This is a genomic window from Thainema salinarum CENA647, assembly GCF_057732415.1.
Window position 1 is genome coordinate 764044 of record NZ_JBYJZJ010000015.1, and the last position, 20831, is coordinate 784874.

A 20831-nucleotide genomic window follows, 5' to 3' on the forward strand; every position below is an offset into this window, starting at 1 on the left:
ACTATTGCAGAGGGGCCAGTAGTTGCGCCGCCCGGACAGATAACCGGAACCATAATGGTTGGCGCTCGAAACTGTATAAATCAACCTCATGGGACTGCTCCAGGTCGGTTAGCAACATCTGTTCAACCTGCCGAAGTCCTTTACCGTTGGTCATGTAGGCCATTACTTCAAAATTGAGGTGAAAGGAGCGGTTATCTAAGTTCACCGTACCCACACCTGCGATAATATCGTCCACCAAAAGCGCTTTTTGGTGCATAAAGCCCGTTTTGTAGCGATACAGCTTGATGCCCGTTTCTCGCAGCTCAGCATAGTAGGCAAATGAGCACAGGTAGACAATTAAATGGTCGGGGCTATCGGGCAGGAGAATGCGAACATCGACACCGCGCAGAGCGGCCATCTTCAGGGCTGCTAGGGTTGGTTCATCGGGGACGAAGTAAGGTGTGGCGATCCAAATCCGAGACCGAGCCAAGCAAAAGATACTGCTAAAGAACAGCGTACAGGTTTGTAGGGTGTCGTTGGGGCCAGAAGGCAGAATCAAGATAGCTTCATTGCTGTGACGGTCGGGCTGCACATTCCAGCGCGTTTCAGGAATTTTACCCGTTGCCCAGTACCAATCTTTGAGAAACGAAACTTGTAGACATTCCACAGAAGGGCCACGCAGGCTGAGATGGGTGTCTCGCCATTTGCCGAATTTGGGGTCTTTGCCCACATACTCATCGCCAATATTTAATCCGCCCGTAAATGCGATCGCACCATCAACAACCACAATTTTGCGGTGATTGCGAAAGTTGATTTGAAAGGGATTGCCCCTCCCCTTCGTGGATCTAAACTTACAGACTTGAACCCCGCTATTGCTCAGCTCATTAAGGTAGCGGCGGGTGAGCCGACTAGAACCAATGCCGTCGTATAGGACATACACCTGCACCCCCTGCCGCGCTTTTTCCGTTAATGCCCGCAGAAAGCGGCGGCCACTGTCGTCGTCGTGAATAATATAGAACTGAAACAAAATATAGTCTTGCGCTTGAGCGATCGCGGCCAAAATGGCCGCATAGGTTTGCTCTCCGTCCACCAGTAGCTCAGTCTGATTCCCAGACGTGAAGGGCACCTCAGCCAGAGTTTGCACCGTTTTCTTCAGAGCCGATAGCTCTGGCGGCAGAGCATCAAGATAAGGAAAAAGATTTTGAACAATGGTCAGGGTACGTTCTTCATATCGGCTGTAGGCTTGGCGAATGGCGTCGGTATAGCCCCTAAATTTACTTTGGCCTAACGTCCAATACAGCGGAATGGCGATCCACGGAAAGGTGATCAGGCTGATGCTCCAGGCCGTTGCACTCTGAGATAGTCGCACGTGCATCACAGCATGGGCAGCATTGAGCACCCCTAGCAGATGCACGGCGATTACAATCAAACCAAAGAGCGTAATGTCTTGCAGCCAATTCATCTTTCGCGATCGCAGATAGTCAACAAGGATACTGTGTTCAGAACAGTATCCTAGAATTAGCAGCCGGAAAGCCGAAAAGCGTTGATTACTTTAAGGTGGCCTGACACGCACTAAATGGTTCTCGCACGAAATAGAGCGCATCGCGTCCCTGCACTGTCATCCCTCCTTGATTCCAGGTGCCCCAGCGCGTGACGTACTTCTTGCCGTCCCGCTGCTCAATTGCCACCGTAAAACCATTCCGTAGCTCTCGATAACAGCCATCAAGATTGGAGAGCGTCACATCCAGCGTCGGCCTGCTAAACAGGTCTATGCCCTTATTCTCAACCAAAAATCCCTCTGTGCCTCGCTCCATCAGTAGAATAGTCGGACTGTCGATCACCCGTAGAATATTTTCCGCCACGTTTTTACCTTCTCTACCGCGCTGATTCATAATCTGGCGAAACTTGACGCCATAGGGAATATAGGGCGCATTGATGTTATCGGCATTGAAAACCAGCGGGGTACCTGCTTGGCGGGCCAGCACGTAGGCTGTCGCCAAGTAAGCATCGATCACGTCATCATAGGGATTAATCGCGTTTTCATTTAGGGCGCGAATTGTGTCGTGGTTCTGCCCAAACGTAACGCTGCGTGGGTCATTGACGGCATTGGCAGGTAGCGATCGCAGATCGCCACCAAAGGTAAAGGCAGTTTTTAGCGAGTTGTACAGCACAAAGTCGGTGACGGCTGCAACTTGGTTGTAATCTTCAGCTCGCGTATCACCATCGGTAATCACTTCCAGGTAGTTCCAAGCGCTACCGCTGCTTTCTTGATTGATATAGTCAAGATACTCTTGCAGCACGTCAGCGGGAATGTGCTTGGCCGCATCAAACCGGAAGCCATCAACGCCTAAGTCAAGCAGCGTCTTGAGATGAGCTTTTTGCAGCGCTTTGACGGTGTCGGTAAATTTCAAGTCCGGTAAGCCGCCTAACCAGCAGTTTAGTTCTGACTCCCGATTGCCGTCGCTATAGTTGATGTCGCAAGGCTTCTGGCCGAGATTATCACTGACCGTATTGAAATCATTGGGTGATAGGTCGGGAAACTGCGTCAGATCTTCAAATCCTTCATCCGCATCCAGATTAGCCATGTGGTTAAATACCACGTCTGCAATCACCTTAACTTGGCAACCATGAGCCGTGCTGATCATCTGCTGAAGATCAGTCGCAGAGCCAAGTCCCTCGATCACGCTGTAGTCAATCGGCTGGTAGCGCTTCCACCATTCAGCACCAGGATTAGATTGCTGAGCAGGAGAAATTTGGACATGGGAATAGCCCTGATCCGCTAGCTGGCAAACGAACGTCTCGATCTCACTATAGTTTTGATTAAATGCGTGAAAAATTGCCGTCGGCTGTTCTGGGGTGGTAGCCGTTGCCTGCAACTGCGTAATTGACAATGCAACCAGCACGACAATCAGAAGAAACCGTCTGATAGAACTTCGTTTAAACACTTGCCGAAAGCCTCCTGCCGTTTGGGTTTAACGTACACACGGTAGAGATCTTCAGACAATAGCTTTCTGCGAGATTGCTGTTAGACTTCTATTGCTGTTTAAGGTCTACCCAATGCGCCATTAAAGTTGAACTAATAAGAGGCTGCAATACGCTGAGGGACAGTTACAGCAGTGGCTAATCATGAATTTTCTACTTAAAAATTGTCCTGCTATTTAATAGAGCTACATAAAACCCAACTTATTTTTGTCAACACTCCGGACAGATTTAGGAGACTATCGCCCCGTAATCAAGCAGCTTTTGGTAATTAGGATGGGATTTAATAAAAGTCGGCTCCAAGTCAAACTGGTCAATAAATCGGTCTAAAAGATGTTGGTTGAGGGCCAGTCGTTTGAAAGAGGCGAGCGAGAAGCTCAGCGAATCATCGTCTTTCTGGTTGTTTTGCAACGCGACTTTAGCCAGGTTCAGTGCCATCAAACTGGCATTGACATGGGTGTCTATCGCTTCGGCAGAGCGAGCTTGACAGTCCACTAACCCGGTAAACTGACGAGCATCACGGAAAATAAATTCAATCTGAAATCGGGCCGTGTAGCACCGGTAAAGGAGGAACGGGTCAATGTTGAGGTCGGTAGAAAACAGCACGACATAACTGCGGCGACCCCGATGCTCTTTGAGCAGATAGGCCAACCGGATGTTGCGCTTGAGGCTGACCGACCAAACGATGGCGGTATAAAGATAAACTCCATCGTCCAAGCGTTTGACCAACTGAAATCGTCGGTGGTCTTGCAGGTTGACCTTGCCGTCAAAGCGTCGAGGAGCACCTCGCCCTTGGTATGGCCCCTCATAGAGGAACTTGAGGTTGGCATCACAGCGCAGTTTGCCAATCGCATGAAACCCGAGTTGCACCACGCCAGTGACCCACTTGTACTTGCTGTAAAACCCGTCGGCGACAATGTAGCGAATCCAAGTGGGGAAGAACGTCAGGCAGTAGGCCAGATGCCCCAGATAGAAGTCAATCCGGTTGCCCTTCGCGCCCTTTCCCTGTTTCGAAGACGCTCTCAAATGAGGTAAGTCTGCCTCGGTTTGCTGGGCAGACAGCGTGTACCCTGTATTCTGCTCCAGATCGACAATCGCCACCACTGACAGTTCTAAGCCCCGTTCTGGACGCTGGGTTTTACCGTTGTAGAACTGGTCTAGACCGTAGGTGTGCCGTCCACTTTTTTCCATAAAGGTGCAATCGACCACTGCGACCTGAACCGCCTCGTCTCGTCTTAATGGTTCTATCAGTGCTTGATTGAGTCCTTCGAAGCCAATGCCCCGTTCGAAGTGTCGACGGTAACTTCGCTCGCTTAAGTCACTGTAACGACTGAGGTTGGCGTAGTTCACCTTGCCACAGACCACGAAAATTGTGGTCATCAAGGTCAACAAAAACTGTTGTTGGGGTTTACCAAATGGCCTGCTGTCTCCAGCAAACCGGTTAGAATCCGATTGAGGCTATCCATTGGTGCGACATGTTAGGTACATTCGCACTCTACACGGTGGATAGCTTTCTTCGCACTCTCCCAAAAACTGTCCGGACTGTTGTTTTGTGAGCGGCTTGCCTAGCAAGCCGCTCACAAAAATAAGTTGGGTTTCAAAGGGACTTCAAACAGCTAAGCCATGCTGATTTCACAGCACGAGCGTTGAGATTATCCTCTCGCCTGTGCCACATCAATAAAGGCTTCCCAGGTGTTCTCACCCACAATGCCATCGGCACTTAAATTCACGTACGGGCCTTGAAACGCTAGGACAGCCTCACGGGTACTCGATCCGTAGATGCCATCCACAGCACCTGCATAGTAGTTATTCTCTTTGAGAAAAGCTTGAACCGCTTCCACCGCAGGCCCACGTGTACCGTAAGCCAATGTTGGGGCAGTGGCTGGACTGTATTCTGTGACGGCACTTTCACCAATATCAGGTGACGTGCGGTTATACGCGTCTAGCAGTGCTTCCCAGGTATCTTCGCCCACGATGCCATCGGCTGAGAGATTGCGCGATCGCTGAAAGGTAATTACCGAAGAAGCCGTTCTGGAGCCATAGATACCATCAATGACACCGTTGTAGAAGCCTTGCTCCTGAAGGAGTGACTGCACATTTTCTACAGCGTCACCGCTGCGACCCTGATACAAAACAGGGGCAGTCGCTGGAGCATATTCATCTAAATTGGCCGCTCCAGTGCGGTCGTCATCCCCTAAATATTCAAGATCGTTGTCGCCAGATGGAGTCTGGGCCACCGCCATTTGAGGAACTGCGATCGCAGGTACAATAAACAGGGCTGATGCCAGTCCTAATTTAGCCAAACCAGTTTTCAAACTGGATCTGATTGATCTGATTGAATTGATTGTGAGGGTTCGCATATTCATAAAATGCGTTCCTTCTTGTGTGCGTCTCAGCGCTTATTTTAAGCACCTTAAAAATCGAATTTTATTCTGTATATAAATCTGCCAAACAGTGAATTTGTCTATTTTTATTTATTGCTACAGAACTTTTATTGCTACCAAGCTTTGCAATAAACAAAAAGAATTTTTAGCCATCAAACAAAACTCTTACTTTCTAGTCTTGCGTAATTTCGCGTTGTTACCCTCTTGCTAAAGTGCAGTTTACATCCTGATCTAAAGGTTTGTGTGACGAGACTTAAGACTTTGAGCAGCTTGCGATCGAAATCCTTTTTACAAAAGAAATAAAGTGCGATCGCAGTTCAATAAATCGAACAGAAGTAATAGCTTGTAAGTATATAAGTTCAACATACATGACCTTGGACATATTGCAAAAGCAATGGATTTCCACAAATAGCGAGATATTGGTTTTTGGGCTAGAAAAGTAAAAGTTTATTTCTATTGCGTTTGCTAGCCCTTTAACAAAATCATGTGGCAAGTTAAATAGTAAGGAAAACTATTGGATTTAGAGGTTAATTATGAATAGTTCAGAACAGGCTCGGGAGCACCAGGCCAAAGAGCGGCAGCATGATAAGCATCTGAACGATACGATGCGGCAACGAAGCCAAGCTGAAATTCACCAAGCTGAGGCTGATGGAACGGTTTCGGAACAGGCCCGTGAAAACGTAAATCAGCACCGACACCAGACGGATCATCTACAACAAACCATGCGGGAACGGTCTGAAGAAGAACTGAAGTAGATCTAAACCTTGTAGATCTTGCACCAAAACCTAGATAGGGTGGCCTGTCGCCGCAATGCAGCGGCAAGCTACCCGCTTCAAATTGCTAATCCCAAAGCAGACGCTAAGGAACCGATCAAGTCGGAGTGTAAAACTCTACTACCATCGGCGCATGATCAGATGAAGTTAAATCCGGAATCACGACTGCACTATCGGGTTTAACGACTAGTTCTCGATAAAAAATGTGATCCAGCGGATGAGAAAACAGAAAGCGCTTCAGATATTGATGATGCTCATCTGTAAATTGCACCGACACAAGTCCCAGCCGAGTCGCTAACTCCGTCAGCAAATCCATGCGGCCAAAGTGCCAGGTGTTGAAGTCGCCCGAAAGAATAATTGGCCCTTGATGATGTGCGATCGCATTTTCTAACTGGTAAAGCTGGGACTCAAACTTAGCTGTGCTGACAAAATTAATGCCGTGCATATTCACTCCCATCAGGGTTTGAGCCATGCCTGCCAGCGGATATTCGGTGATCAACGCCACCTTTGGAATGTTAAAAAATGGTTCAAAATGCTCAGTTAACAGACTTTGCCAGGACGCTGCATTAGCCTCGGCTGCCGTCAGAACGCCAAAGTGAGTTTGCAGAAACGGAGTTTGAAAATTAGGCGCAAAGTGCCAGCCTGCTTGTGAATTTGGAATCGGCGATCGCTCAGCAATAACGCGAGCTTCCTGCAAAAACAGCAAATTGGGTATGTACTGCCGCGCAATCGACTGGAAATCTTGCCGCCATTGGGATTGGTGATTATTTTTGGCAACATTCCAGTTCAACACCCGGATCGAACGTCCATCCAGGGCCAACTGCGTTCCCGGCTGATGCTGAATAATTGTTTCAGTCGCCTTAAACAGATTCATGGCTCTATTCTCACATCTCGCACCAAATCAGATCATCACGTGATCACCCATCTAGCCCTTTACCCATCCACCTACTCTCCCGTACCCATCCACTCATCCACTATCGACTCATCTATAGGCCAAATTGCAGAATTGATACTACTCAATGCCGGGAGGTACACGCTCTTCCGGCGATAGTTCCCGAATCACGCGACAGGGATTGCCCGCTGCGAAAACATTGGGCGGTACATCTCGTGTCACCACGCTGCCTGCCCCAATCGTACTGCCATCGCCAATCTGAACGCCTGGACAAACAATCGCTCTGCCGCCAATCCAAACGTCATCCCCAATAGAAACGGGAGCCGCTAATTCCAATCCTGTGCGGCGAATCGACACGCTCAAGGGATGGTAAGCCGCATAGATATGCACCCCAGGAGCTAACATCACGTTATTGCCAAATTCCACGCGATTACAGTCCAGAATTACGCAGTCGTAGTTCATGTAGAGATTGTCCTTAGCAAAAATATGACAGCCGTAGTCGCAGCGGAAGTTTGGCTGAATCACTGGATTTGCGCCCACTTCACTAAATAGCGTGCGGATCAGCTCCTGACGTTCCGCCAGTTGATCGGGTGCAGTTGCGTTGAAACGATACAGCAACCGCTGCGCCTGGAGATACATTTCATACAGTTCTGGATCGCTGGCGAGATACAGCTCATTAGCCAGCATTTTTTCCCGTTCAGTTTTGTCCATCCGATCGCATTCCTATGCATTGAGTAGCGCTGTATCAAAGCGGGTGAGTGGTGTCTACTCCTACGGTATATCAAGGCTTAGAGAATAGGCCTGTCTTACCTCATCTCCATAGCGCTAGCCACTTGAATTTCCGCAAGTCGTTCATCACTGTAGGGTGCATGTGTAGAGCAATGCACCACTGAATTAGCTGAAACAAGCATGATAATCATTCTCATTTTGTGCTAAGCTTCATTGAGTAATCACCCAACATATGTGCTGTTATTGGAGTAGGTTTTGTTTCGCAAATCTTGATTCCAATTCAGTATTTATCGACTAAACCTGCTCCTACTCAGGTTATGGGAGGTTGAACCAGGATTAGGGGAAACGTTGCCCCACAAATTTTGGTTAACCTTACATCTTGCATCTATCTGCAGATTGGACGTTTTTCAGGCGTGGATAACATGTGGCGATCTTTCTATACTCACATCTTGTACCTTGCAAACCAAAGACCCAGAAGGGTGATTTTGCCGCCGCGTCGCGGTGGCAAAATCACCTCTTCGGGTTTGAGTGCAAGATGTGAGTATACAAATACTGGATTGAAAGTGGGTATCGCGATTCTGCCGTTCGCGCTGGGACTGGCAGGCTGTGGTGATTTATCTTCGAATACGCCATCTAATTCCGTTGATGACAATTCACAGTCACAGGTTGAAGCGGAGATGCCAACCGTTGTCGCCACCAACGGCATCCTGTGCGACCTAACGCAGCAAATTGCGCAAGATACGGTGGAACTAACCTGCCTGCTTGAACCGGGCCAAGATCCCCATACGTTTGCGCCTTCTCCATCAGCAGTGCGCGCCATTGAAGAGGCTGATTTGGTACTGTACGGGGGCTACAATTTTCAGCCCAAGATTCAGGGCATGATCAAAGCGTCGCTGTATAAAGTTGCCGTCTTCGAAGCCGCCGTACCGAACCCACGTATGGCTGATCCCCACAGTCATGATCATGATCATAGCCATGAAGCTGCCCATGAAGGTGAACACGACCACGACCACGATCATGACCATGCCCATGACGAAGCTGCCGAGGGAGACCAGGCAGCGCAAGCCAATGCAGGTGATCAAGTGCCCGATCCCCATGTTTGGCATGATGCAGCCTATGGTGCGGCGCTAGTAGATGAAATTGCCGCGCGTTTGGCCGAAGCGACACCAGATGAAGCTGAACAGTATCAAGAGCGAGCCTCGGCAATCCGCCAGGAGTTGACGGATATTGATCAGTGGATTCAGGCTCAAATCGACACGATTCCAGAGAGCAATCGCCTCCTGCTCACGACTCATGATTCATTTGGCTACTATGCTGATGCTTATGGTTTGACAGTCGCGGGTGCTCTCAGTGGTTTGAGCACTGAGGAAAAACCGTCGGCGAATCGGCTGACGGAAATTGTGGATCAGGTGAAACAGGCTCAGGTACCTGCCATTTTTGCCGAAACCACGACTAGCCCCGATTTAATTAACACGGTGGCGCAAAATGCAGGCGTAACTGTTGCCGAAACGCCGCTGTTTGTTGAAGGCCCCGGTGGAGCTGGCGCAGAAGCTGAAACCTATCAAGAAATGCTGATTGTCAATACCTGTACGATCGCAACTGCCCTGGGTGGCAATTGCGATCGCAGCTCTCTGTAATCTCTAAGCTGTTCCCGGCTGGATGGCCGGAAATACAACTACATCACGGCACTGTTCTCCGGACGTAAACTCGATCAGCTCAACTAAGGCGGTTCGGGGATTGGCGGTGCGGCCATTGGGCAAAACGGCTCCCCAAACTTCAACTTCGATGATGATGGCCCGGCAGAGCTTAGCGCTCCGGAGATCCGCAGAGGTTAGGTCAGTCTGCTCTAGCATGGCTCCCAACAGTTCTGCGCGATAAAGCGTAGCGCGCTTCAGGTTGGTATAGCGGAGCCGCACGCCACCCATGCGAGCTTGGCTGAAGTTAGCAGCTTGGCAATCGGCCCGATCCAAATTAGCCAACGCCATATCCGCTTGACAAAAGATGGCATTCTGGAGCTGGCAGCGGCTTAAATCGGCTTTAATCAAATCAGCTCGGCTAAAATCAGCGGCATAGAGATTGGCACCGCTGAGATTCGCGCCATTCAGATCAGCACCGCTTAAGTTCGCATTCTGCAACTTAGCACCACGAAAATTGGCATCGTTTAGGCGAGCACCGCTTAAATCCGCATTGCTTAGATTAGTGCCATTGAAATCAAATCCACTCCAATCGGTTCCACTCCAGTCCACACGGTTCAAATCTAGCCCGCTGAAGTCCCTATTTTGCAGGGCTTTAGCGAGTAAGTCTCCGCCGAGACGATTAATTGGGTTATTGAAGGTCATTACACCTGATCTCCACTAATGTTGCGATTGGGGGTTATCGAAAAGGGAGATTGAATCAGGCTGGAATTGATTGCTCGCCTGGATCGCATGATATCAAATTCGTGTATGAGAACCCGATTTATGTTTATGAAACGCTTGCTCCGCAAGCATTTCACAAACAATAAATAATGGGTTTTCTACCGGATTTCATATGACTACTGATCCAGGCGCGTCTTGTCCTTGGAGAAACGATGGTTGATGGCTAGGAAAGTTAACTAGATTGAGATACGCCCATAACTCTAGGTACAAGACCGAAATCCATTGATTTCAATCTCGATATTGGTCAAACGAGCTAAAACAGACATGTTGAATGATTGTGTGTTGGTAATGTCTGACGAAACGCTGCTGTTGACTAGCTCAAACTGAATTGCTCAGAAATGACTCAGGCTCAGTTTGCTGAGAACTCCGTGTGAGCAGTGTTAGTCTAAACTTGGCAAAATTTGCTCTGCATAGGAATACGGAAACAAGAGATACAGCGAAGAAGCTTATTCTCACTGCTCGATAGGGATCAATTGGGCAATGTATCCTAATGCAAACCAATTTCTGACAGCAGCACTGGTGAATTCAATGTTGAAATCATTGCATGAATCCTTACAATCTCAAACACCAATAGTTCAAACTTACGAATTGCCGATTTAGGGAAAATATGAACTGCGATCGCAGCTTATAACTGAGGTCAAACACCCCAAACGCGATCGCACTTATCTCATTTAGTAGCAAAGATAACTAAATTAGCGCAATTTCTGAGTCGAAAGTTAACTACTTGCCTGAAGGAATGTTGGTTAAAATCTAACCAAATAAAAACGGCGAATTTCTTAAAACAGCAAAAATACACATTTTTTAACCTAAAAGCCAGCTCATTTAAGGATCAATCCATCTAACCGAAACCTAACTGAACCGCAATATTCAAACAACAAACTTACCCACCCTCAATCTAGCCCATCCATCCCCAATCCAACCAAACCTATTAACCATCAACTGTTAACTATTAACCACTAACCACTAACTACTAACTACTAACCACCCATCCACCCATCCACCCATCCACCCTGCCCCCATGACCCACCCCGACCAATCCCGAGCCAGAATCACAGGCGGCTATCTGATTGAGCGGCTGATTGCCCTGCGGACGTTTGATCAAAGTAAACCTCCTAGCCAAAACGAACTGGCTCAGCTGTTCTATCCCGACAAAAGCCCCAAAACTGGACGCGACTACATCAATAAACTGCGGCAGGGAGAGCGCAGTCTGACCACAGGGGAACTAGTCGATCTGCTGCATCGCTTGCAGGCACACTATCAGAGCCAGCAGCAGCAACAGCGGCAGAATCGCGATCGCACATCTAACCCCTCCCCTGCCAGTAGCTACGTCCTAACACCGGAGGAAATGCTGGTGCTGCTGCAAAAGCTGGTGCAGTTGACCCCGGCTGAGCGACAGCAGCTCAGTCTACCAGCGGGCATGGAAGAGGTCATGCTACAGCAGGCGCTGCTCAATCTCAGCCTCTACCAAGATCAGCGCGACTATGAAACGATTCTCAGCCTCTATCGCTCCTCGATTGGGCTAGCCTTTGTGCAGGAAACCTCTTCGCCGTTTGGTGGTCTCGATGACGTACATCGCTACATTGATACGCTGGTGGAGCACGATCCACCCTATTTGCCTGCCGGACTAAGCCGCAGCAAGCTGGATGAACTGGCGGGTAAAGCCAAACGGGAAATCGATCGCATTTTGCTCAAGTGCGGCGTGAGCCAGTTTCAGTTTCAGTTTCCTAATGTTTACCGCCAGGGGCAGTCGGCCTACATTCAGCAGTATTTGCCGCGCGGGTTTGTCCGCCGTCTCACGCAGGCGGTGATTGAGAATGAGTTGCTGACCCAGGATTTCCCGATTTTTATCAAGACGATCACGATTCAGCAGATTGGGCCGTTTCCGCTGCGGGTGGCCAATCAGCCGGATGATCCAGGCTTGCTACTGGGCAATCTCCTGCGCTTCGACGATACCGACGTGGAAATTGCCTCGCAGTACGCTAATCGGGTAACGGTGCATTTTTACATGCGTTTGCCTGCTGATTATCAGTCGGATTTTCCGGCCATTTTCGAGCAGCTCAAAAGCCAGGATGATACAGGATTACGGATTGATTTTTCCCTCAGCAGTACGGGCATTGGGGGCACGCTGTCCCACGTGATTAAGGTGATTAACATGCTGCTGTTGAGCGATAACCAAAGTTTGCGATCGCAGTATTTCCCGATTGCCCACGATGTGCTGATTAATCAGGAAATCATCCGCAGCAATATGCCGTCGCCCGTCTGGTCGCACAGTCTGGTCAAGCTCTGCAAGGTCAAAACGCTGGCTGAGGCGATGGATCAGAGTAAAACCGTGGGCAGGCTCCAGCTCTATGATCAGTTTTCCTTTGGTGATCCGGTGGGTCGGGGTGACTACTGCGGATTTGATTTGATTCTCTGTTCCGCTAATGCAGCGCTACAGGCGCGACTGCGAGCCATTCGCTACACCGAAATTGCTCCCGCCGACTATGGACAAGAACTCTGTCGCCGGATTGAGCGGCTGTATCTGCTGCAAGAAGCGATTTCCTATGTGGAATCCTATCCGTTTTCGTCCTTTGCGCTGTCTAGCCGCTTGCGGACAACCCTGTTGCGATCGCTGCGAAATCGCGCCTTGACAACGGCTGATCCCTACAGCTTGTTCGATGCCTGCTTGACAATTGCCCAAATTGACCTGAATGAAGGAGCCTACCGCCGCGCCTATAGCTATTTGGATCAAGTGGCCGTGCTGAAGGGGCTGTCAGACAGCGGCATCAACTGGCTGAGGCGCTTTGGCAATGAGAATCAGGCCACGCTGGCCGAGTTCGAGATTTTCTCAGGTGCGCTGATTACTCGGTTTGAACTCTGCCGCGCCCATTATTTCTACCTGGTTGATCGGCGGGCGGAACGGGGCGTGCGCAATTTTCTGCCCTCTTATATTCCGCTCGATCTGGACGAACGCACCTTTCATCAGCGGCTAGTCGATGAAGCTTGGCAGGCTCTTAATCGGGCAGAAGAGCACCTCAATATCCGGCTAGCCAAGTATTTCATTATCAACGAAGTCTCCCAGGGCCTCTTCCATCCCCACAATCAGCTCTTGGCAGAAATTTACTTCTTGAGAGCGAAACTGCTGATTTTTGCCGCACCACAGGTGCGCGTGGAAGAACCTAGCTCACCGCACTACATTCCTACCGACAGCAGCGTGGCGGGCACCTTCCGCGAGACGGAAACAGCGATCCACAGCGGTCGGCTCTACCTGATGGAAAAGGCGCGTCTCTATGCGGCCAGCAACGGTAACGAGGAACAGTATGCCTGCTACACCGCCTGTCAGGCTTGGCTGTACCTGATGGCTGCTTTCTCGTCAGTGCCTGAAATTAACGTGCAGGTGGGGACGCAGCAGCTTAAGCTGAATCGCGATCGCGGTTTGGACTGGGCTAGACGACTGCGTGATCACGCCTTGATTTCCTACGCTGAAACGGGCCAGCGCTGCTATTACCAAATTAAGGAAAACAGCGGTCTGTCCGACGATTTGAATCCGCCCTTCGGTAACTATCGGATTAGCGCCATTCCACCAATCAGCGAAATGCTGGCGGAACACTTACCGGGACAAGACCGGGACAGTGGCGTTTTGTACTTGGATATGTCCCTTTTATCCGTGCGGCGAGCCTGGTGTGGAGCCAGCGATGCCGACAATTCCAGCAGCCGAATCTATCTGTTTGGTGCCCACGCCTGCTATCTGCTGCTGGCCAGAGGGCTGTTTCACCTCTGTAGCAACCAATTGACGGCAGGCGATAATGAGTTTGAGCTAGTGGTAGAGCAAACCGATAATCCGCAGCTTTGGGATCGCAAGTTTCAGATTGCCAGTCGGCTGCTCAATTTGGCCTGGGCTATTGCCGACGACGGAGCACAGGTTCACAAGTCTGGTGAAGATGGCCAGTACGACATCCGGCGCAACTTCATGGCTAGCGATTGCTCGAACAGCGAGCTATCAAATGCGGAGCCGAATCTAGCCGATCCGGATGTTGCATCGGTGCGTGACCTCTATCCCCACCGCGTCACCGAAATTGCCGACTTGGGCCGCATTTTTGCCGCCGCCTGCCTGACGCTGCGGTTCTACACTGCCCCGGCTGAGCAGCACCCGCAGCTTGACGATCGGATTGGCTGGATTCTGGGCGATTTACAGAGCCTGCGCCACTGTAGCCGTCCAATTACTCGTCAAACTCTCCGCCAGCAAGAGCGCTACAACGGCCACATGACAGCGTATTTGAAGCGCTGCCGGGATATTCTCATTGCCGAGTGCCACTGTGCTAAGGAACTGCATTCTGGGAAGGAGGTGCGATCTCATCTCCCAGTTGATCAAATTGCCGACCGCCGCGATCAGCTTGTCCATCAGCTTTTCACTGCCCTACATTCAGATGCGCCTTGAAAACTACCAACAGTTACCCTTTCGCTAGCAAGTCCTCGGCGGCAGCCGCATCTATGGGTCGAGCAAAGAGATAGCCTTGGGCAAACTGACTACCCAGGGTGATGAGATAATCCCGTTCATCGGTTGTTTCCACTCCTTCCGCAATTGTTTTGACGCCCAAGCTGCTGGCTAAGGCGATGATGGCTCGTACAATCGCTTCATTTTGGGGCTGCACATGCAGATTATGTACGAAACAACGGTCGATTTTGAGCGTATTAATTGGATACTGATGCAAATAGCTGAGCGACGAATAACCCGTACCAAAATCATCAACTGAAATTTGAATATTGCGACAGCGAAGCTGTTCTAAAATCTGAGCTGCGGCTTTGGCTCGCTTCATTAAGCCATGCTCAGTTACTTCAAAGTTTAAATATTGACCATCAATATTATATTGAATCTCTTGGGGTCCATTCCCCGCCGCTCTGCGGCGTAAGATCTAAGAATGAGTGAGTACATCCACAAGAGTCATAACGTAACAGTTTTGCTATACCACTTAGTGTTTCCAGCAAAGTATCGACGGGTTGTGTTTGATGAGCAAGTAGATGCGGTTCTGCGAGAGGTCTGCCTCGAAATCGAGAAACGCTACGAGGTGAAGTTTGTCGAAATTGGAGTGGACAAAGACCATGTCCATTTTCTAGTGCAGTCCGTGCCGACCTATAGTGTGACCAAACTGGTAACGATGCTGAAAAGTTTAACTGCACGAGAAGTCTTCAAACGATGCCCTCAAGTGAAGCAGAAACTTTGGGGAGGCGAGTTTTGGAGTGATGGATATTTTGCGAGTACAGTAGGCCGCCACGGGGATGAAGGAATGATCGCCAAATATGTTCAAGCCCAAGGCAAAGATTACCTCAAATTGCATCGGGATAATCAACTTGCTCTTTTTTGATTCTGATACCCCGTCCGCTTGCGGCGGGGTATTTCATTCAATAATTTATCAATTTTTTTCAGAAATTCAGTTTTGGAAAAATGTCGGGCTGAAAAATTAACGCCAATCCGAAACGGCTGCTGAATTAAGCCCCTAGTTTGCCATTCTGTTAGTCGTTGACACACTTGCTTCAGCACCCAGAAGTCAATCATTTCAACCAGTTCCGACTCCTCAGCTAGCGGCATAAAAGCACCGGGCTGAAGTAATCCTTTAATGGGATGCTGCCATCTAACTAGGGCCTCAAATCCGTATATTTGACTCGAAGCTAAATCGACAATCGGCTGAAAATGGAGAATAAATTCATCACTTTTAATGGCTCGGCGCAGCTCAGCTTCAAGGCTAAAGCGATCGAGGGCTAACTGATGTAAATTAGCGCTAAAAACGTAGTGGCAACCTTTACCAGCTTCTTTAGCTTTGTACATGGCGGCATCAGCATCTCGCAAGATGTGCTCCGGCGCTTCGTAACTAGGATTGCCAATCACAATGCCGATACTAACGCTGGTGGAAAACTCATGTTGTTCAAGCTGATAAGGCGTTTTAACCTCCTGCTGAATTGCCTCAGCAACGCGAATTACACTGGCTTCATCGGCAATATTTTCTAGCAAAATAATAAATTCGTCACCGCCGAGCCGTGCAATCGTGCTGCCTGCGGGCAAACAGGATTCAATCCGCCGCGCGATCGCAATCAGCAACTGATCGCCAATCGAATGCCCTAGAGAATCATTGACCAATTTAAAGCGATCGCAATCTAAGAAGAACACCGCAAACCGCGAATCTTCATGCTCTTTGGCATCCTTTAGCGCTAGCTTTAGCCGTTTCATCAACAGCGCCCGATTCGGTAAGCCCGTCAGATCATCATGCAGCGCCAAATGCAGCAGCTCTTGCTGAGCTTTGCGCCGTTCAGAGATTTCAGTTTCGAGCTGGATTGTACGTTTGCGAACTCGTTTTTCCAGCTCAGTATTCATAATTTGCAGCTCTTGCTTAATTTGTCTGAGCTTGAGCTGAGTGTCAATCCGGACAATAACTTCTTCAGTGTGAAATGGCTTGGTAATAAAATCAATTCCGCCAACTTCAAATGCTTTAACTTTATCAAATGGAGCGTCTAAAGCACTGAGAAAAATAATTGGAATTTCCGCAGTTATTTCTTTGGATTTTAATGCTTTACAGACATCATAGCCGTTGATATCCGGCATCATGACATCCAATAAGATCAAGTCGGGCTGGGCTTCCTGGGCAACAGTGAGAGCAAGTTCTCCTGAGATTACGCTCCGCACCTTGTACTGCTTTTCTACTAACAAGGCCGAGAGGATTCTCAAGTTATCTGGTGTGTCATCAACGATTAAAATATCGCCTTTATACTGCTGCATTGCTGTAGATTCCCCGACCCTAAAACATTCCATATAGAGCTATTGGCATTCTGATTCTGTGCTTTGGCATTCCAGATTTAGCTTTTCGCTTGTAACCTGGATGAGAATGTCATAACGAAAATGATCAATAATATTCTGAATAATTATTGACAGTTGGGGATTGATATTTTTCTGTGACTGAATTAAATCTGTAATCAAGTCATTATCAGCAACTTTGGCGGCTTGCCAAAGCGACTTAACCCATTCAAATGGTAGATGGGTAAGGTGCTGTTTCAGTTGTTCAGCACAGTCATCAACTGGCTGTAAGCGGGGACTGATTGTGGACTGATTAATTTCCCTATAATCGTAACGCACTCCAATGTGCTCGGCTATTTTCTCCAAAATCAAACTTTCTTGAAATGGCTTTCTAACATAATCGTTACATCCGGCTGAAAGGATGAAAGCCCGTTCGCTGTCTAAACCACTAGCCGTCAGCGCAATAATGGCGGTCGCTTGCCCTTTAATATGAGAGCGAATATATCGTGTCGCTTGATAACCATCCATGACTGGCATGCGCATGTCCATCCAAATCAGTTCTGGATTCCATTGTTCCCAAATTTCGACTGCTTCTCGCCCATTTTCAGCCGTTTTGATCTTAAATCCGAGCGGACTCAAGATTTGCTGGAGCAGATGACGACTTTCCCAGCGATCTTCTGCAATTAAGATCCGACGGGGCGTTTCGCCTTTTTCCAAGCCAATTATTTATCGTTTTGGCCGCAAGTTTTCGACTGATGTGGGGCTGCCTGGTGCGGCTTGAATCGTGAAGCAAAAGCGAGAGCCAATCATGCAATCAGCCTGAGGAGAGAGGACTGGCCGAGCGTTTGGCTGTCTAGGCGCGTAAGTCATATCGCGACTGGTTACTGTAATTTGGCCGCCCATTAGCTCAACAAACTTTTGGGTAATAGGCAGACCGAGTCCAGTTCCTGAACGAGTGTTCAGACCCACTTCGCTTTGGACAAAGGCTTCAAATATTTTGGGCATGTCATCCGCTTCAATTCCATAGCCAGTATCCTGTACTTCGAACAGCAGGATTAAAGGCGAATGATTGCTTGATTCTATGGACTCTATAGACTTTCTATGGTTTTCGTCTGCTTTCGCATCTGTTATTTTTGCATCTGTTATTTTTGCATTTGTATGACTAGTTACCTCTGCACTATTTGTGTTTACCTCTAAATCTAAATGCAAATTTAGATGCGTGCTTGAATTCGCAGTTATATTAAAGCTTTTGCCTGTTGTAATATCGGTGTCTATATTCAGTCTTGTATATATGTCTTTCTCTATATTTTTATCTATATGTGAATCTGTTCGCAAATCTAGATCTGAGTCTGCATTATTATCTGATTTAATATCTGCATGAATATCTATGTTGATGTTGGTATTGATATGGGTAGTTGTACCAGTGGAATCAGCCGAGCTGAGAGTTCGGCTCCGCAGCGCAATGGTTCCTTCCTTGGTGAATTTGAGAGCATTGCTCAGTAGATTAACTAGAACTTGGCGTAATTTCCCGGCATCCGCTTGAATATAAACAGGTAAATTGGCATCGGTATCGAGGATCAAGTTAATTCCTTTTTCATGTGCCCGCAGCTCAAACATATTGCTGATATCAGTCAGCAGTTGATGCAGATTAAAGTGGGTCATATGGAGCGTGTTGTAGCCCGCTTCGATTTTAGACATGTCGAGCACATCGTTAATCAGCTCCAGCAGATGCTCGCCGCTGCGGTTGATGATATTGAGGTTTTCTTTTTGGGTACTGCTGAGGCTGATATCCTGAGCCATTAGACGACTAAAACCCAGAATGGCATTGAGGGGCGTTCTCAGCTCGTGGCTCATGTTGGCCAAAAACTCACTTTTAGCCTGATTGGCGGTTTCGGCAATTTGTTTAGCCTGGTCAAGGGCGATATTGGCCATGCGTAGGGCATTTTCCTGCTGTTTGCGATCGCTAATATCAGTATGAGAGCCCGTCATGCGGATTGGTAAACCTTCCACATCAAACAGCGCCCGCCCCCGGTCTAAAATCCAGGTATATTGCCCTGATTTATTCAGCAAGCGATATTCAGCTTGATAGTACTCGGTATGACCCGACAGATGCTGATCGATCGCCTGCATCATGCCGTCCAGATCATCAGGATGAATCCGCATTACCCAGTGAACCCGCTGATTGGGGAACTCATCATCCTGAAAGCCCAGAATTTCCTTAAAACGCTTTGAGTAGAAAATTTCATCTTCCGAAACTTTCCAGTCCCAAATGCCATCATTGTTGCCGCGAATGGCAAGCTGCCAGCGTTCCTCACTTTGACGTAGCTCGTGGGTGCGCTGTTCGACTAATGCTTCCAACTGTTGCGAATAGGCTTCTAGTTGCGATCGCGATTGGCTCAGGTTCGCCATCATGTGGTTGAACCCTTGCACCAGCAAATTCATTTCTCGGATGCGCGAGGGGGTAATCGGATCGTGGCGCTGACCCTCGGCAATGGCCTGACTGGCTAATCCTAGCCGCTGCATAGGACGACTAATCCAGTGCGCGACAACAAGACTCATCCCAGTGGACATTACCAAAGCGAGCAAACAAAACAGGATGGTGTTGCGAGTGTTGGCCTGAATCTGCGCAGTGAAGTCAGACTGCGGCAGGATGGACACGCCCAGCCAGTTCAGCCCGTATCGATCACTAAATGGGCGCACCTGTACCCAGTAAACCTCTCCTTCCGTGCGAAACATGAGCTGCTGCCGGGTTTTAATTTCGCTTAGGTCTTGAAACTGCGTCAGGAGCTGTTGAGTTGTGCGCTGGAGGATGGGATGGGTAGGTTGAGAGTTATTGGTTGATGGTGGACTGGTTAATGGTGGGTTAGTTGATGAAGAATTAGTTGATGGTGAATGGGTGAATGGGTAGGTGGCTGTGTTTGAGGCGGCGTCTGTGGCGTCAGTTGGAGTGATATCTGCTGTGGAATGGGATTCTGTTGAGCTGGCGACAACTGTACCGTCTGGTTCGATAATGAACATTGCGCTGGTGGGGCTGGGTTTAAGCTGTTGTAAAAACCGCTCCACTTTTTCAGTCGTAAAGTCTACTCCGACGACGCCTTGTAGAGACTCGTTTGAGCTGAAGTAGGGACGAACGAAGCTAATACCAAATGTGGGTTCATCATCAGCATCAACAAACTCGTATACTTCCGTCCAAGCGGGTTGGCCGGAGCTGACTGCGACTTGATACCAAGGGCGCTGACGTGGCTCATACGTGCTCGTGCGCAAAAAGTCGCCGACCTGACCATCGGTTGAGATTGCGTAGTTGATAGCTAGATTGTTGGTCTGCTGATTTTTGATGCTGAATTCAAAGCGATTGTCCGGCAGTTTATAAATCTCGACATAATCCCCTTGGGTGTTGCCGTAATAAATATAGTTAACCGCTGGGAATCGCTGACTTTGACGGATCAGGTGAGGAGCCCAGCTATTCAAACTTGTTGGATCAAGCTGTTCTATCTCCAGAGCATCAATATTCCGCTGGGTAATCAGAGGCGGTATCGAGGTATAGGTTCTTAACCGATCATTAAGCCGATCGCTGGTTTCGTTCAGTAGGCGATAAGCCAGTGACTGTACCGCTTGCTGACCATTCCGGTGCGCTAGCCAGCCTGTGACGGTAACGGCAATAAAAACCTGTGCCACGAACGGAATGATCAACAGCGATCGCAACGAGACCCGCAATGGAGGCTGCTGTGGTTGTGGTTGTGGTGAGGATTGCGGGGCCAAATTCATCGCGATAGTGAAAATTTGGTGGAGATTTGGTCATTGCAACCGATCTTAATGTTTTTTATTCAGCGAAGCATACGTGTTAGCGCGAACCAGTCATATGTACTAATGTGATCTCCACGTTTTTTAACCCGCGAATTTACGGATTGTATTTAA

Annotated in this window: 15 protein-coding genes; 4 read left to right on the plus strand and 11 right to left on the minus strand. The window is 48.7% G+C overall.

Annotated elements, in window-relative coordinates:
* Position 1 precedes the first annotated feature (1 nt).
* The 4 genes from cls to AC286M_RS05130 form a co-directional block, all read right to left on the minus strand.
* A complete protein-coding gene (cls, locus tag AC286M_RS05115; RefSeq protein WP_488203353.1) occupies positions 2-1441 on the minus strand; it encodes a cardiolipin synthase in 1440 nt (479 codons plus the stop codon).
* Between the two features lie 85 nt (positions 1442-1526).
* Positions 1527-2882 carry an alpha-amylase family glycosyl hydrolase gene (locus tag AC286M_RS05120; protein WP_488203354.1) on the minus strand — a complete coding sequence of 452 codons (1356 nt, stop codon included), beginning with the start codon at positions 2880-2882 and terminating at the stop codon, positions 1527-1529.
* A 307-nt stretch (positions 2883-3189) separates the two neighbouring features.
* Positions 3190-4338 (minus strand): transposase, encoded by a 1149-nt coding sequence (locus AC286M_RS05125; RefSeq protein WP_488203201.1) that lies wholly within the window; start codon positions 4336-4338, stop codon positions 3190-3192.
* Between the two features lie 272 nt (positions 4339-4610).
* Positions 4611-5273 (minus strand): peptidoglycan-binding domain-containing protein, encoded by a 663-nt coding sequence (locus tag AC286M_RS05130; protein WP_488203355.1) that lies wholly within the window; start codon positions 5271-5273, stop codon positions 4611-4613.
* A 602-nt stretch (positions 5274-5875) separates the two neighbouring features.
* Here AC286M_RS05130 and AC286M_RS05135 point away from each other — a divergent pair.
* Entirely contained in the window at positions 5876-6097 is a 222-nt protein-coding gene (locus tag AC286M_RS05135) for a hypothetical protein (protein WP_488203356.1), read from the plus strand.
* 115 nt (positions 6098-6212) lie between these two features.
* Here the strand turns inward: AC286M_RS05135 and AC286M_RS05140 are convergent, their stop codons facing one another.
* Both AC286M_RS05140 and AC286M_RS05145 read right to left on the minus strand, forming a co-directional pair.
* The gene (locus AC286M_RS05140; protein WP_488203357.1) at positions 6213-6989 is read right to left on the minus strand and encodes an endonuclease/exonuclease/phosphatase family protein; all 777 of its coding nucleotides are present in this window, start codon (positions 6987-6989) and stop codon (positions 6213-6215) included.
* 138 nt (positions 6990-7127) lie between these two features.
* The gene (locus tag AC286M_RS05145) at positions 7128-7718 is read right to left on the minus strand and encodes a sugar O-acetyltransferase (protein ID WP_488203358.1); all 591 of its coding nucleotides are present in this window, start codon (positions 7716-7718) and stop codon (positions 7128-7130) included.
* A 581-nt stretch (positions 7719-8299) separates the two neighbouring features.
* On the opposite strand from AC286M_RS05145, the gene AC286M_RS05150 reads away from it, so the two are divergent.
* A complete protein-coding gene (locus AC286M_RS05150) occupies positions 8300-9373 on the plus strand; it encodes a metal ABC transporter substrate-binding protein (protein ID WP_488203359.1) in 1074 nt (357 codons plus the stop codon).
* A gap of 3 nt (positions 9374-9376) precedes the next feature.
* On the opposite strand, the gene AC286M_RS05155 is transcribed toward AC286M_RS05150, so the two are convergent.
* Positions 9377-10075 (minus strand): pentapeptide repeat-containing protein, encoded by a 699-nt coding sequence (locus tag AC286M_RS05155; protein WP_488203360.1) that lies wholly within the window; start codon positions 10073-10075, stop codon positions 9377-9379.
* Between the two features lie 1096 nt (positions 10076-11171).
* Between AC286M_RS05155 and AC286M_RS05160 the strand changes: the two genes are divergently transcribed.
* The gene (locus AC286M_RS05160; RefSeq protein ID WP_488203361.1) at positions 11172-14570 is read left to right on the plus strand and encodes a hypothetical protein; all 3399 of its coding nucleotides are present in this window, start codon (positions 11172-11174) and stop codon (positions 14568-14570) included.
* A 13-nt stretch (positions 14571-14583) separates the two neighbouring features.
* Here AC286M_RS05160 and AC286M_RS05165 read toward each other — a convergent pair whose 3' ends face one another.
* Positions 14584-15045, minus strand: a complete 462-nt coding sequence (locus AC286M_RS05165) for an EAL domain-containing protein (protein WP_488203609.1) — start codon at positions 15043-15045, stop codon at positions 14584-14586.
* A 6-nt stretch (positions 15046-15051) separates the two neighbouring features.
* Here AC286M_RS05165 and tnpA point away from each other — a divergent pair, with 6 nt between their 5' ends.
* Positions 15052-15495 (plus strand): IS200/IS605 family transposase, encoded by a 444-nt coding sequence (gene tnpA, locus AC286M_RS05170; protein WP_488202591.1) that lies wholly within the window; start codon positions 15052-15054, stop codon positions 15493-15495.
* Here tnpA and AC286M_RS05175 read toward each other — a convergent pair.
* The 3 genes from AC286M_RS05175 to AC286M_RS05185 are packed head-to-tail and all read right to left on the minus strand — an operon-like array spanning position 15477 to position 20681.
* Positions 15477-16901, minus strand: a complete 1425-nt coding sequence (locus AC286M_RS05175) for a putative bifunctional diguanylate cyclase/phosphodiesterase (RefSeq protein ID WP_488203362.1) — start codon at positions 16899-16901, stop codon at positions 15477-15479. The two genes, tnpA and AC286M_RS05175, sit on opposite strands and share 19 nt — an antisense overlap.
* 39 nt (positions 16902-16940) lie before the next feature.
* The gene (locus AC286M_RS05180) at positions 16941-17633 is read right to left on the minus strand and encodes a response regulator (RefSeq protein ID WP_488203363.1); all 693 of its coding nucleotides are present in this window, start codon (positions 17631-17633) and stop codon (positions 16941-16943) included.
* 9 nt (positions 17634-17642) lie between these two features.
* Entirely contained in the window at positions 17643-20681 is a 3039-nt protein-coding gene (locus tag AC286M_RS05185) for a PAS domain-containing protein (protein WP_488203364.1), read from the minus strand.
* Positions 20682-20831: the final 150 nt, after the last annotated feature.

Excerpts from the sequence above, each read along its gene's own strand:
- AC286M_RS05145 (WP_488203358.1), bottom strand. The coding sequence starts at position 7,718 with ATGGACAAAACTGAACGGGAAAAAATGCTGGCTAATGAGCTGTATCTC.
- AC286M_RS05185 (WP_488203364.1), bottom strand. The coding sequence starts at position 20,681 with ATGAATTTGGCCCCGCAATCCTCACCACAACCACAACCACAGCAGCCT.
- AC286M_RS05175 (WP_488203362.1), bottom strand. The coding sequence starts at position 16,901 with ATGCAGCAGTATAAAGGCGATATTTTAATCGTTGATGACACACCAGAT.
- AC286M_RS05160 (WP_488203361.1), top strand. The coding sequence starts at position 11,172 with ATGACCCACCCCGACCAATCCCGAGCCAGAATCACAGGCGGCTATCTG.
- AC286M_RS05140 (WP_488203357.1), bottom strand. The coding sequence starts at position 6,989 with ATGAATCTGTTTAAGGCGACTGAAACAATTATTCAGCATCAGCCGGGA.
- tnpA (WP_488202591.1), top strand. The coding sequence starts at position 15,052 with ATGAGTGAGTACATCCACAAGAGTCATAACGTAACAGTTTTGCTATAC.
- AC286M_RS05125 (WP_488203201.1), bottom strand. The coding sequence starts at position 4,338 with ATGACCACAATTTTCGTGGTCTGTGGCAAGGTGAACTACGCCAACCTC.
- cls (WP_488203353.1), bottom strand. The coding sequence starts at position 1,441 with ATGAATTGGCTGCAAGACATTACGCTCTTTGGTTTGATTGTAATCGCC.
- AC286M_RS05155 (WP_488203360.1), bottom strand. The coding sequence starts at position 10,075 with ATGACCTTCAATAACCCAATTAATCGTCTCGGCGGAGACTTACTCGCT.
- AC286M_RS05135 (WP_488203356.1), top strand. The coding sequence starts at position 5,876 with ATGAATAGTTCAGAACAGGCTCGGGAGCACCAGGCCAAAGAGCGGCAG.